Origin of the sequence: uncultured Hymenobacter sp. (genome assembly GCF_964243305.1) — a bacterium.
Classification (GTDB): Bacteria; Bacteroidota; Bacteroidia; order Cytophagales; family Hymenobacteraceae; genus Hymenobacter.
Genome location: NZ_CAXTEF010000002.1, coordinates 33,106 through 46,862, shown reverse-complemented (window position 1 = coordinate 46,862; position 13,757 = coordinate 33,106). Strand labels below are relative to the sequence as shown.

Sequence of the window (13,757 nt, the reverse complement as noted above, 5' to 3'; positions counted from 1 at the left end):
TAATGATACTGGCAAACTAACTCTGGCGGCGAATCAGACGCGAAGCCTACCCCTCTGATTCGGGCATAATCACGGGTGACTCCTTGACGGGCTGCCGCTCCGTGACTTCGCGCTCCCCGCCCTCTTTCTTGGGCTTGGGGGCTTTGGCATCGGCGGGGGGGGTAGGCGGCTTGACGGTGGCCTTGGCCACCACGGCGGCTTTAGGCGCGAGGTAGAGAAACATGCGCTTGCCCTCGAGCTTGGGCAGCTGCTCGACCTTGGCCACTTCCTCCAGGGCCTGCGCGAACTTGAGCAGCAGGATTTCGCCGCGCTCCTTGAACACGATGGAGCGGCCCACGAAGTGCACGTAGCTCTTGATTTTGGCGCCTTCCAGGAGGAATTCGCGGGCGTGCTTGAGCTTGAACTCGAAATCGTGGTCGTCGGTGTTGGGGCCGAAGCGGATTTCCTTGATGACGACCTTGGTCTGCTTGGCCTTCAGCTCGCGGGTTTTCTTTTTCTGCTCGTACTTGAATTTCGAGTAGTCGATAACCCGGCACACAGGCGGCGTGGCGGTGGGCGAAATTTCGACCAAATCCAGGTTCTGGGCCTGCGCCATGCGGCGGGCCTCATCGGTCGAATAAACGCCCTGCTCGATGTTGTCGCCGACGAGGCGCACCTCACGGGCGGTGATTTTCTGGTTGATTTTGAACGGCTCTTCCACCTGCTGGCGGGGCACGTACCGACGATTCGGAGTAGCTATGGCGGGGTCCTCCTAAGAGAAAAAAGGTCGAAGAATAGATTTTCGGGCGGCGGCCAGGTGGTTGAGGTCTGGCAATCAGGGGGCAAATATCCGGTTTTATTTTTAGAAAGGCAAATTAGCACCGGAACTTGCACCCCGGAGCTTGCTTGGCGCGGGGCTGCGCCCCGCGCCAGCACCGCCTATTCTACCGTAACTGGCTTTGCACGCTTTTTACGAATGCCTCCAGCGGCATCGAGCCCAGGTCGCCCTCGCCGTGCTTGCGCACCGAGATGATGTTGTCCTGCGCTTCCTTCTCCCCGACCACCAGCAGATAAGGCGTCTTGGCCAGCTCCGCGTCGCGGATTTTGCGGCCGATGCGCTCGTCGCGGGCATCGACGGTGCCGCGCAGGTCGGCCGTTTCGAGGCGCTCTTTTACCTGCTGAGCATAGTCGATAAACTTGTCGGAGATGGGCAGCACCGTGAACTGCTCGGGCGTGAGCCAGAGCGGAAAATTGCCGGCGCAGTGCTCGATGAGCACGGCCACGAAACGCTCCAAGGAGCCAAACGGGGCACGGTGAATCATTACCGGCGTGGCCTTGGAGTTGTCGGACGCCGTGTATTCGAGCCCAAAGCGAATGGGTAGGTTGTAGTCGACCTGCACCGTGCCGAGCTGCCAGCGGCGGCCCAGCGCATCGCGCACCATAAAGTCGAGCTTGGGACCGTAGAAGGCGGCTTCGCCCAGCTCGGTGGTGGTGGTCAGGCCCTTTTCGGCCGCCGCCTCCTGAATGGCGGCTTCGGCGCGGGCCCAGTTCTCGTCGGAGCCGATGTACTTGGTTTTGTTCTCGGGGTCGCGCAAGCTGATTTGGGCGGTGAAGTCCTTGAAATCCAGCGCGTCGAGCACGTAGAGCACGATGTCAATGACTTTCTTGAACTCGTCCTTCACTTGGTCGGGGCGGCAGAAGATGTGGGCGTCGTCCTGGGTGAAGCCGCGCACGCGGGTCAGGCCGTGCAGCTCGCCCGACTGCTCGTAGCGGTACACAGTGCCGAACTCGGCCAGGCGCACGGGCAGGTCGCGGTAGCTGCGGGGCTCGGTTTTGTAGATTTCGCAGTGGTGCGGGCAGTTCATCGGCTTGAGGAAAAACTCCTCGTTCGGATGCGGCGTCTTGATGGGCTGGAACGAGTCGGCACCGTACTTCTCGTAGTGGCCGGAAGTCACGTACAGCTCCTTGGCCCCGATGTGGGGCGTGACGACGGGCTGGTAGCCGGCCCGCACCTGGGCCTTGCGCAGAAACTGCTCCAGCCGCTCGCGCAGGGCCGTACCCTTGGGCAGCCAGAGGGGCAGGCCGGCGCCGACTTTCTCCGAGAACGCAAACAGCTTCAGCTCCTTGCCCAGCTTGCGGTGGTCGCGGCGCTTGGCTTCTTCGAGGCGTTCGAGGTACTCGGCGAGGTCCTTGGCCTTGGGGAAGGTGATGCCGTAGAGGCGGGTGAGCTGCTTGTTGTTGGCGTCGCCCTTCCAGAAGGCGCCGGCCACGTTCATGAGCTTGGCCGCCTTGATGAAGCCCGTGTCGGGAATGTGCGGGCCGCGGCAGAGGTCGGTGAAGTTGCCCTGCGTGTAGAAGGTGATGGTGCCGTCTTCGAGGCGCTCCAGCAAATCGAGCTTGTAGGGGTCGGGCTTGACGTCGGTAAAGTACGCCACGGCCTCGGCCTTGGGCACGGCGCGGCGCTCGTAGCGGCTTTTGGTTTTAGCCAGCTCCAGCATTTTTTTCTCAATGGCCGGGAAATCGTCCGAGGAAATCGTGCGGCCCTCCCCCAAATCTACGTCGTAATAGAAGCCGTTTTCCAAGGCCGGGCCGATGCCGAGCTTGACGCCGGGATACAAGGCTTCCAGCGCTTCGGCCATAAGGTGGGCCGAGGAGTGCCAGAACGTGTTTTTGCCGGCCTCATCGTTCCAGGTCAGGATTTCGAGGCGGGCGTCTTCTTCGAGCGGGCGGTGCAGGTCGCGGATTTCGCCGCTGACGCGCACGGCCAGCGCATTGCGAGCCAGACCCTCGGAGATGCTGGCAGCGACATCGTAGCCGGTGGTGCCAGCTTCGACGGGACGGACAGAGCCGTCGGGGAGCGTGATTTGGAGCATGAGCAGAGTTATTCTTCTTAAGCGAAGAAGACGCAAGTTAGGGGCTGAGGCCGGTGGGTTATTAAACTACAACCTGAATTGAGCCGGCGACTTTGGCCCGCAGAGGATTAATTTCCGCCTTCCTTGGGGCGCGCAACACGCGCAGAAGCCAACGGCGCGGCGCGACTAGAAGCGGGGCTGGGTGGCCTGTAGCGGCGCGATGGGGGTAGGGCGGCGCACCGGGCTGGCCGGCCGGCGGTAGTAGTAAGTGGGCGCCGGGCGCAGGCTGTCGGGCAGCAGCAGCCGGACCTTCTCCCCTACTTTCCAGGCCTTGAAGGTCCAGCGCTGATTACCGGGGTTTTCGGCCACGGCCAGCCGGTATTGCGCTAGGGCTTCGGGCAGGCGGCCCTGGTTTTCCAACGCTTCGGCCAGCAGGCCGTGGGCCTGGGGCAGGCGCGGGTTGCGGCGCAGGGCGCGCCGCAAATGCCCAATCAGAGCGGCCGGGCGCTGGCCCCGGTCGGCCAGCAGCAGGGCCAGGCGGTAATCGGCGCGGTACAGGGTGGTGTCCAGGGCCAGGGCGCGCTCGTAGTGGCGGCGGGCGCTGTCGAGCTGGCCGCGCAGCTCCCACTGCCGGCCGTAGTCGTAGTGCAGCGGACCCGAGGTGGGCGCCAGGCGCAGGCCGCGGCGGGCATAGCTCCCGGCCTCGTCGGGGTAGCCGTAGGCGTTGGCCAGAAAAGCCAGCTGGTGCAGAATCTCGGGCTGGCGCGGGTCGCGGGCCAGGGCGGCGCGCAGATAATCGAAGGCTTGCAGGGTGTCGGCGCTGGCGGCGTAAGCCAAGCCTTTGTAGAAAAGGGCGGCGGGCTGGTCAGGGTCAAGGCGCAGGGCGCGGTCGAGGTACGTCAGGGCCTGGGCATAGTGGTGGGCAGCGAGGTGGGTTTCGCCTTCGAGCAGCGGCAGCTCCGGGCCGCCGAAGCCGTGTTCGGCAGCTTGGCGGGCGGCGGCCAGGGCCCCATCGAGCCGGCTGAGGGCGCGCAGGCTGCGGGCTTTCAGAAAGTATAAGTCGCCATCGGTGTCGTCGAGGGCCAACGCCCGGTTCACATCCTCCAAAGCGGCGGTGGGCTGCCCGGCGTCGAGGCGCAGGCTGGCGCGCCGGGCCAGCAAAGCGCTGTTCTGGGGCTGGCGGCCGATGGCGCCGTTCAGCTCATCGGCCTGCACGCGCGGGCCGCTCTGCACCGTGGCCAGGTCCACGAGCGTGTCGGGCGGCCCGGCCGGGCCGCCCGGCTGGCAGGCGCCGAGGGCAAGCAGCAGCAAGAGGGCAAGGCGCGGGCGCATGATGGAGGCAGGTCCCGGTCTGCGCCTGGTGGCCGGACGGGGGGTAGGCAAAGGTAAAGGAAGCAGGCAGGGTAATACGGGAAATGGCGCCCTCGTTGCGGCGGCCGGGCCTGCGCTCAGGGTGCGGGCGCCGGCCGGCGCCGCTGACGCCGGGCCAGCTGCCGCTCCAGGGGCTCCAGCAGCTGCTGGCAGCGGCGCAGCGTGGTTAGGTCGTCGCTCGTGGCGGGCGGCAGCTTCACGGCGTAGCGCAGCAGGCGCGCGGCCCGGCCGGGGCGGCCCTGGTAGCGGTAGGCGCGGGCCAGGTCGTAGCAGAACTGCAAGCGCGTGGAGTCGAGCTGGTGGGCCTTTTCCAGGCTGGCCAGGGCCCTGCGAATGCCGGCGCCGGCCGGCACCCCGCCCAGGGCCAGGCGGCTGAAGAGGCGCTCGGGCAGCGAGTAGTGCGCCACGCGGTACTGCCAGCGCCCCAGCAGGCTCCAGGCATCGGCCCAGTCCGGGCGGCGCTCGGCGGCCAGCACCACGTGCGAGCGCAGGTCGCGGAAGGCCCGGAGCCGGCCGCGGGCCGTGCGCAGCGTGGCCTGGTTGAACAGGGCCAAAGCCACGGCGTAGTTGCTCTCGGCGCTTTCGGGCTGCAAAACCAGCGCCCGGTCAGCGTAGGCGCGGCCGGCCTCGAAGTAGGCCGCCTTGCGGGTTTCGTCGGAGTAGCGCTGCCCGATGCGCACGCTCAGCACCGCCGCCTGCCAGAGCGAGAAGTAGTGGCGCGGGTCGTCCTTCAGCACTTCCTGAAACTTGGCCAGCGCCTCCGACTCCTTGGAGCCGGCGGCCAGTGCCACCGCTTCGGCCACGCGCTGGCGCACGGCCGGCGAGTCTTCGGCGGCCGGGAGGGGGGTAGAGAGGGCGGCAGCCGGCACCTTTTTGCCCAGGCGCAGCAGCCGGCCGGCTTTTGCTCTCGGCGCCGGCGCTTGCGCCAGCACCGCGCCGGCCAGCAAGCAGCTTAGCAGGCTGAAAAGCAACAGGGCGCGAAAAACAGCAGCAGACATGCAGGGGCAACGAAAAGCTCGGCCAAATTCGCGCCGAACTCGCGGAAAGCCGCCCACTACCCCCCCGCCCCCGCCGGGCCCGGCCGCCAGCATCACCTAAAACAGCTTGAGCTGCGACTTGGGCCGCCGCAGCAAAGCCTGCGCCTGCGCCACTTCCTCGGCCGTGACCTCCACATCAACCGCCACGGCCGAGGAAGTGGCCTCGGCCGTTTCGGCGACCGAGGCGCCATCGGAGCCGGCGAGGGGGGTAGGGAGGGCGGCCGGCGCCCGCTTCCGGGCGGCGGCTTCGCGGCGCTCGGGCGCGGGGCCTTCGTCGGTGAGCAAAGTCAGAGCGTGGATTTTATAGTAGCTCAGCTTGTTGCCCATCGCCTTCCAGCCCTTCACATCGATAAACGTGTGCAGGTGCAGCAGCTCGGTTTCCTTCTCCGCTTTTTTGTCGCGCTGCGCTTTCACCTCTACCTGCGGCTCGGGATGGGCCGTGACGGCCAGCAGCTTCGAGCCTTTGGTTTCGGCGATAAAGGTGAAGCGCTTGTCGAGGGTGCTGGTTTCAATCTTGAAGCGCTTGATGTAGTGCGTCTTCGTGTCGCCCTCCACGTACACGGCGCTGAGCACCAGTTCGGGCTCCAGCTTGCGCAGCAGCACGAGGTTGGGCACGTCGAAGTGCAAGCTCAAATCGGGCGCTTTCAACTCATAGGAGCCGTCCTTGAACACCATGAGCAAGGTGTCCTCGGTGTCGAACTGGCCCAGGTAGCGGCCGTGGCCGGCGTGGTTGAGGCGGCCCACCACGGCGTCGAAAAACACCTCGCGCCCGCCCAGGGTCGAGTCGCCCACGGCTTCGCGCTTGATTCTCTTGATGGGCTGCTTGGTCACGGTGTTGCCCATCGAGCCCTTGCCCTTGATGCCCAGCTCGGCGAAGTCAAACTCGAACTGCTTGACCCGCGCCGGCGCCTTGTCCGAAAGCTGAATGCTGACCAGCTCGCTTTCCGAATTGGGGTTGGCGGTCAGGTAAAGCACTTTGGTGCCCTTGGTGCCTTTGGTCAGGTCGTAGGTTTTGTCCTTGGTGATGCCCGACACCAGGAAGCGCTTGGCGAAGCTGATGCCGGAGGCGCCGTCCAGATACACCATGTTGTAGACCAGCCGGTCGTCGTTCTTATTGTAAACGCCGACGTGCAGAATGTCTTTGCCCACGAACGTCTTCTCGGCAATGCGCGTGACCATGAACGTGCCGTCGCGCTTGATGGCGATGATGTCGTCGAGGTCCGAGCAGTCGCAGACGAACTCGTCCTTCTTGAGCCCGAAGCCCACGAAGCCATCCGGACGGTTCACGTAAAGCTTCTGGTTAGCCACGGCAACCTTCTGAGCGGTAACCACATCGAAGGTGCGCAGCTGGGTTTTGCGCTCCCGGCCTACCCCATACTTTTTCAGCAAGCCCTCGAAGTAGTGAATAGCGTAGCGGGTGAGGTTGGCGAGGTGGTCGGCCACTTCGCGCAGCTCTTCTTCGAGGCGCTGAATGTACTCGTCGGCCTTGAAGCCGTCGAACTTCGAGATGCGCTTGATGCGAATTTCGGTCAGGCGCGTCAGGTCGTCTTCTGTGATGGCGCGGCTGAGTACCACGCGCGTGTCGCCCGCTTTTTCCCTACCCCCCTCTACTCTGGTGAAGCGCTTCAGGCCCGCGTCAATCGTGCTGAGAATGTCGGCCCAGGTTTCGCACTCTTCAATTTTGCGGTAGATGCGGTTTTCGATGAAAATCTTCTCCAGCGAGGCCGAATGCCACTTTTCGCGCAGCTCGTCCTGGCGGATTTCCAGCTCGCGCTCCAGCAGGCGCACAGTTTTGCCGGTGCTCAGGCGCAACATGTCCTCCACGCCCACGAAGCGCGGCTTGTCGTCAATGATAACGCAGGTGTTAGGCGAGATGCCGACTTCGCAATCCGTAAAGGCGTAGAGCGCGTCGATGGTCAGGTCGGGCGAGATGCCGGGCGGCAGCTGCACCTGGATTTCGACCGCGGCGGCGGTATTATCCACCACCTTTTTAATCTTGATTTTATTGGCCTCACTCGCCTTCACGATGCTCTCCATCACGGCCGTGGTCGTGGTGCCGTAGGGAATATCGCGGATGACGAGCAGGGTTTTGTCGACCTTCTCAATCGTGGCCCGCAGCCGGATTTTGGCCCCGCGCTGCCCGTTGTTATAGTTGGATACGTCGCACAATCCGCCGGTCGGAAAGTCCGGAAACAACTCCACGGGCCGGTTCTTGAGCACGTTCACGCTCGCCTGGCACAGCTCGCGGAAGTTGTGGGGCATAATCTTGGTGCTCAACCCCACGGCGATGCCCTCGACGCCCTGCGCCAGCAAGAGCGGAAACTTGACCGGCAGCGTGGTCGGCTCGCGCTTGCGGCCATCATAGCTCAGCTGCCACTCCGTGATGTCGGGGTTGAACACCACGTCGAGGGCAAACTTGCTCAGCCGGGCCTCGATGTAGCGCGGTGCGGCGGCCGAGTCGCCGGTGCGGATGTCGCCCCAGTTGCCCTGCGTCTCAATCAGCAAGTCTTTCTGGCCCAGGTTCACCATCGCGTCGCCGATGCTCGCGTCGCCGTGCGGGTGGTACTGCATGGTTTGCCCGATGACGTTGGCCACCTTGTTGAAGCGGCCGTCGTCCATCTCGCGCATGGCGTGCAGGATGCGCCGCTGCACGGGCTTGAGGCCGTCCTCGATGGCGGGCACGGCCCGCTCCAGAATCACGTAGGAGGCGTAGTCGAGAAACCAGTTCTGGTACATGCCCCGCACCGTGGCCACGTCGTGAATGGTTTCGCCGGGGGCAAAGGCTTCTTCGGTTTCGGCCAGGGGCGCGTCGGCCGGCAGCTCGGCGGGTATCAGGTCGGCATCGGTCTCCGCGAAGGCTTCGGCGGCGCCTACCCCCCCGTCGGGGGCCAGGCCGGCAGCGGGGTCGGCATTGCCGGCTTCCAGTGATAGGTCGAGCGAGTCGCCGGGGCCAAACAGGCCATTGGCGGCGGTAGATTCAGGGTCCAGGTGGTCCACGGACGGGGGCAGCTAAGAAGGTGAAGCGCGGCTCCGGTAGAATGCGCGGGGCCGAACTTAGGTTAAAGCCGCCGCACGGCCGCAAAGTTCCCTTAAAATAAAGGCTCGCGGCGCGGCTTTGACGCGGCTTAAGGTTGAGCTTATCTCCAGCATCCTCGGGCTTAGAAAAGTCCTTGATTTTGCCAGCGCTTTCATTCACCCCTGAATAAGTAGCCATTCGCCGAAAATGCCGCCGCAGCGGCAGCGGGAGCAATAGTTTTGACCATTAAAACTTCTAATTATTAGAATTAATATGAGTCGTAAACCTTATACACTAATAAGAATCCCTACCCCCCTAGTTCTGCTCATTCGCTATGCCTGGGCGCTGCCCTTGCTGGCCGTGCTGGCCTGGGCCAACTGGGAAACCCCGCAGATGCATCATTTCGTGCGCCCCGCCGCGACGGCCATCTGGCAGCTGGCGCCGCTCGACAGCCCGGCCCAGGCCGAGGCGCTCCGCCTGCGGCTGGCCGCCGAGCCCGGCGTGGCGGCCTGCGCCGTGAGTCTGCGCACGGGCTGCGTGGCGCTGGTTTATCACCCCGATGAGGTGGCGCCCGCCGCCCTCTACCAGGCCGTGGTTCGCTTCGGCGCCCACGTGGTGAGCGAGCCGCCGGCTAACGTCGGCGCGCCGGTTCTGCGCGAGTGTCCGGTGCCGCCCGGCTATTTTTTGCTGATTGACCGCGTGCGGTTTGCGCTCAACCTACGACGCTTTTTCGTGACAGTATAATATATAAAATTTTATAAAAGCTTTTTCTCAGCTTTCAGCCAGGGGCTTGCTGCGGCCTGGCATTTTTTCAACTCATTTCTTTTTTCTTTTCTCCAATGTTTACTTCTAAAATGCAACGTTCATTCACCGGCGTCGGATTGCTGGCCCTCACACTGTTCATGGCCGCCTGCGGCTCGGACGACCCGAAGCCCAAAACCAATTCGCTCTATGTGCGCATGGGCGCCAAAGCCGGCATCGAAGGCGTGGCCGACCAGATGGTGGCCAACGTCGGGGCCGAAATCGGTACTGGTAGTAGCTCAGTAATGAAACGCTCACACCAGGCGTTAGTTGATGCCATGACCAGCGTAAACGGTGCTCCTGCCCCTGACCCAATGCGGGAAACGAGACTGCGCAACAACGTGGTGGACCAGTTCACCGACATCACCGGCGGCCCCATCACGTACCAGGGCAAAAGTATGCTCGTGGCCCACACCAACATGCAGGTAACCGAGGCCGAGTACGCCGCCTGGCGCGGGCTGCTCGACGACGCGCTGGCCAAGAAGAACATCGGCGCCAAGGAAAAAGCTGAGTTCACCACCCTCATCGACGCCATGAAGGCAGAAGTAGTGAACCACTAATCCCTACCCCCTATCTTTTGCTATGAAGCCCTCCCACCCTGCCAGTAAACGGCAGCGGCGGAAGGGCTTTTCAGTGTTAGAATAGTAAGAGGCCAGCAGAGGACGCTACGCCGCTTCCAGCTCAGCCTCCGTCAAGGGCAGCACGTCGGATGTTATCAGGTCTTTCTCCAGGCGCAGGTTGTCGATAATGAATTCCTGGCGGGCGGGCGTGTTCTTGCCCATGTAGTAGGTCAAAACCTGCTGGATGCTGCGGTCCGATTGCAAAATGACGGGCTCCAGCTTGATATTCTCGCCGATAAACTTGCCAAACTCGTCGGGCGAAATCTCGCCCAGGCCCTTGAAGCGGGTGATTTCGGGGCTCTTGCCGAGCTTGCGCATGGCGGCCTGCTTCTCGGCTTCGGTGTAGCAGTAGATGGTTTCCTTTTTGTTGCGCACCCGAAACAGAGGCGTTTCGAGGATGAAAACGTGGCCGTTGCGCACGAGGTCGGGGAAGAACTGAAGGAAGAACGTGAGCAGCAGCAGGCGGATGTGCATCCCGTCCACGTCGGCGTCGGTAGCTACCACCACGCGGTTATAGCGCAGGTGCTCAATGCCTTCCTCGATGTTGAGGGCGTGCTGAAGCAGGTTCAGCTCCTCGTTCTCATACACGATTTTCTTTTTCAGCCCGAAGCAGTTCAGCGGCTTGCCCCGGAGGCTGAACACGGCTTCCAGCTCCACGTTGCGGCTTTTGGTGATACTGCCCGAAGCCGAGTCGCCTTCGGTGATGAAGAGCGTGGTCAAAAGCTCTTTTTCGGCGCCGTCTTTCGCGTTCTCGCCCAAGTGGAAGCGGCAGTCGCGCAGCTTGCGGTTGTGGAGGTTGGCTTTTTTGGCGCGCTGGTTGGCCAGCTTTTTCACGCCGGCCATGTCCTTGCGCTCGCGCTCATTTTGCAGAATGCGCTTTTCCAGGGCGTCGGCCGCGTCTTTGTGCACCCGCAAATAATTGTCGAGGTGCTCCTTGACGAAATCGAGCACGAAGCCGCGCACCGTCGGGCCGTCCTCGCCCATGTTGAGCGAGCCGAGCTTGGTCTTGGTCTGGCTCTCGAACACGGGCTCCTGCACCCGCACCGACACCGCCGCCACGATGGAGCCGCGGATGTCGGCCGCGTCATAATCCTTCTTGTAAAACTCGCGCACCGTCTTCACCACCGCCTCGCGGAAGGCCGCCAGGTGCGTGCCGCCCTGCGTGGTGTACTGCCCATTCACGAAGGAATAATACTCCTCGCCGTAGTCGTTGCCGTGGGTCAGGGCCAGTTCAATATCCGGGCCTTTGAGGTGAATGATGGGGTAGCGCAGGTGCTCGACGTCGGCCTTGCGGGCCAATAAGTCCAGCAGGCCGTTCTCGGAATAGTACTTCTGGCCGTTGAAATTGATGGTCAGCCCGGCGTTGAGGTAGACGTAGTTCCAGACCTGGTTTTCCAGGTACTCCGGGATGAAGCGGTAGTTCTTGAAAATCGTCTCGTCGGGCTGAAAGCTCACCAGCGTGCCGTTGCGCTGACTGGTTTTAATCGGCTTGGGGCTGCTCTTGAGAATGCCGGCCTCAAACTCGGCAGATTTAAGCTGGCCCTCGCGCACGCTCTGCACCAGGAAGTACTGGCTCAGCGCGTTCACGGCCTTGGTTCCTACCCCGTTCAAACCGACCGACTTCTGAAACACCTTGGAGTCGTACTTGCCGCCGGTGTTGATTTTGCTCACCACGTCCACCACCTTGCCCAGCGGGATGCCGCGGCCGTAGTCGCGCACCTGCACCTTGGTGTCGGTGATTTTGATGTCAATCGTGCGGCCGTGGCCCATCACGTGCTCATCAATGCAGTTGTCGATGGTTTCCTTGACCAGTACATAAATACCGTCGTCATAGGCCGAGCCATCGCCGAGCTTGCCGATGTACATGCCCGGCCGCAGGCGGATGTGCTCGCGCCAGTCGAGCGAGCGGATGGAATCTTCGTTGTAGCCGTGCTCGGCCACGGTCACTTGCACGTCGGGGGTAGTCAGGTCGTCCATTAAATAAGATAAGAGAAGCCCCGTTGGGGCCGGGGTAAAATAACGCAGAAAAGCGGCAGAAACCGTAGCTGCACCGTAGAAGGCAACACCCGGCAAGGCGGCGCGGTTCGCCCGGTTTTAAATGTTAGAAGAATGTTAAAAAAGGGTCATAAGAGGCGGTCCTGCTGAGTCCCGCGAAGCGTCTCGCTTGCGGCAGTAATTCAATCGTTGTTCTATTATTTGGATCACTGCCGCGAGCGAGATGCTTCGCGGGGCTCAGCAGGACGGGCTGTTTTGCTTCTTGCCATTTTCGTATTTCTGCCGCTCCCTACCCCCCATGTTTCCGCCCAACGCGAACAACAACATTAACACCCCGCGCCACCCGGCCCCGGCCCCCGAAGTAAAGCAGGCGGGGTACATCAAGTATTTCTTCCTGCTGGCCGGCCTCACCCTGCTCGTGTACGTGCTGCACAAGCTCGATGATATTCTGCTGCCGATTGTCTTTTCGGCACTGCTGGCCATGCTGCTGCTGCCGCTGGCCCGGCGCCTGGAGGACTTTATGCCGCGGGCGCTGGCCATCCTGCTCACCCTGCTGCTGCTGATTGCCGCCCTGAGCGGCATCTTCTACGTGTTCGGCTCGCAGCTCGTGGACCTGCGCGACGAGTGGCCCTTGCTGCGCCAGAAAGTGGTGGTGTACTTCGACCAGGTGCAGCAGCTGCTCAGCCGGCAGTTCGGCTTCAAGCCCATGAGCAAGCAGGAGCTGATTGACTCCTCCCTGGACTCGGTGAAGGGCTCGGCCGGCGGCGTGCTCGGCACCACGCTCAACACCACGCTCGGCGTCATCAGCACCCTGACGCTGGTGCCCATCTACATCTTCTGCTTTCTGTATTACCGCGACCACATGCGGCAGTTCATGTTCCGCTTCGTCGACCCCGACAAGCGCACCACCGTGCTCCACACGATGGACAGCGTGCAGACCGTGGTGCAGGCCTACATTCAGGGGCTGCTCACGGTGATTGCCATCGTGGCCGTGCTTAACGCCATTGGGCTACTGGTGCTGGGCGTGAAGTTCGCCATCTTCTTCGCCATTTTCGCGTCTGTGCTGGCCGTTATTCCCTACATCGGCATCCTGATTGGCGCCACGCTGCCCGCCCTGATTACGCTGGTCGAGACCGGCTCTTTGCCCAAGGCCCTGGGCGTGGTGGGCGTGTTCGTGTTCGTGCAGTTTCTGGAAGGCAACTTCATCACGCCCATGATTACGGGCTCTAAGGTCAGCATCAACCCGATGGCGGCCATCGTGGCCCTGATTCTGGGCGCCGAGCTGTGGGGCACGCCGGGCATGATTCTGAGCATCCCGGTCACGGCCGTGCTTAAGGTGGTGCTGGACGCCAACAAGGCCACCGAACCCTGGGGCTTTTTGCTGGGCGACGTCTCGGACGGCAGCGACACGAAAGCCGACAGATCGGACGATGTGGGCTTTTTCAAAAAGCTGCGCCGCCTGATTTCGGCCTGAATCTGCTGGCAGTTCTGCTGAAAGCTCGGCCGGGCGCCCGCGTAACCCGCCGCGGCGGATGCGAGTATATACGGCCGAGGTAGTTGACCTCATCTCTCACTCCAAATCACTTTTTTCATGGATACCAACATAAGCTCGTCCCGCGCCATCGCCGATTTGCTCGCCATCAACCACACGTCCGTGAAGGGCTACGAGGAAGCTGCCGAAGGCGTGAAGAGCCCGGAGTTGAAGTCGGAGCTAAGCAAGTTCTCGCAGCAGCGCGCCCAGTTTGCTTCCGAGCTGCAAAGCCTGGGGGGCGCGCAGGCCGACGACTCGACCATTGAAGGCGTCGTGACCGAAGCCGTGGCCGCCGTGCACCGCGGCTGGCTCAACCTGAAGTCGGCCATCACCGGCCAGAGCGACGCCGCCATCCTCGACGAGTGCGAGCGCGGCGACTCGACGGCCCTGAATGCTTATGAAGCCGCCCTGGCCAACACTACGCTGCCCGCCCAAGCCAAAACGGTAGTGCAGCGCCAGCACGGCGAGATTCTCAACGCCCGCAACTGGATTACCCAGCACAAAGGCCAGGCGAGCTAGTTTTAGATTAGGTTTCTTAAAAAAGCCCCGGCGCGT

General features: G+C 62.7%; 9 protein-coding genes and 1 pseudogene. 4 read left to right on the top strand and 6 right to left on the bottom strand.

The features are described from left to right. Window positions 1-181 precede the first annotated feature (181 nt). From infC to ACFE70_RS01700, 5 genes and pseudogenes are all read right to left on the bottom strand, one after another. Window positions 182-739, bottom strand: a pseudogene (infC, locus tag ACFE70_RS01720) (translation initiation factor IF-3); the annotation flags it as partial. Between the two features lie 184 nt (window positions 740-923). Beyond that, a complete protein-coding gene (gene thrS / locus ACFE70_RS01715) occupies window positions 924-2,852 on the bottom strand; it encodes a threonine--tRNA ligase (RefSeq protein WP_375415979.1) in 1,929 nt (642 codons plus the stop codon). Between the two features lie 165 nt (window positions 2,853-3,017). Continuing rightward, window positions 3,018-4,163 carry a tetratricopeptide repeat protein gene (locus tag ACFE70_RS01710; protein ID WP_375415978.1) on the bottom strand — a complete coding sequence of 382 codons (1,146 nt, stop codon included), beginning with the start codon at window positions 4,161-4,163 and terminating at the stop codon, window positions 3,018-3,020. A 116-nt stretch (window positions 4,164-4,279) separates the two neighbouring features. Continuing rightward, window positions 4,280-5,200, bottom strand: coding sequence for a hypothetical protein (locus ACFE70_RS01705; protein ID WP_375415977.1), 921 nt, complete (start codon window positions 5,198-5,200; stop codon window positions 4,280-4,282). Between the two features lie 96 nt (window positions 5,201-5,296). Continuing rightward, window positions 5,297-8,059, bottom strand: a complete 2,763-nt coding sequence (locus ACFE70_RS01700) for a DNA gyrase/topoisomerase IV subunit A (protein ID WP_375416197.1) — start codon at window positions 8,057-8,059, stop codon at window positions 5,297-5,299. A 469-nt stretch (window positions 8,060-8,528) separates the two neighbouring features. Between ACFE70_RS01700 and ACFE70_RS01695 the strand changes: the two genes are divergently transcribed. Beyond that, the gene (locus ACFE70_RS01695) at window positions 8,529-8,999 is read left to right on the top strand and encodes a hypothetical protein (protein ID WP_375415976.1); all 471 of its coding nucleotides are present in this window, start codon (window positions 8,529-8,531) and stop codon (window positions 8,997-8,999) included. Between the two features lie 95 nt (window positions 9,000-9,094). Continuing rightward, a complete protein-coding gene (locus ACFE70_RS01690; RefSeq protein ID WP_375415975.1) occupies window positions 9,095-9,616 on the top strand; it encodes a hypothetical protein in 522 nt (173 codons plus the stop codon). Window positions 9,617-9,721: 105 nt separating this feature from the next. On the opposite strand, the gene ACFE70_RS01685 is transcribed toward ACFE70_RS01690, so the two are convergent. After that, window positions 9,722-11,653: a DNA topoisomerase IV subunit B gene (locus ACFE70_RS01685; protein WP_375415974.1), complete on the bottom strand. Its 1,932-nt coding sequence runs from the start codon at window positions 11,651-11,653 to the stop codon at window positions 9,722-9,724. 316 nt (window positions 11,654-11,969) lie between these two features. Between ACFE70_RS01685 and ACFE70_RS01680 the strand changes: the two genes are divergently transcribed. Next, entirely contained in the window at window positions 11,970-13,145 is a 1,176-nt protein-coding gene (locus tag ACFE70_RS01680; RefSeq protein ID WP_375415973.1) for an AI-2E family transporter, read from the top strand. 117 nt (window positions 13,146-13,262) lie between these two features. Continuing rightward, a complete protein-coding gene (locus ACFE70_RS01675) occupies window positions 13,263-13,721 on the top strand; it encodes a PA2169 family four-helix-bundle protein (protein ID WP_375415972.1) in 459 nt (152 codons plus the stop codon). Window positions 13,722-13,757: the final 36 nt, after the last annotated feature.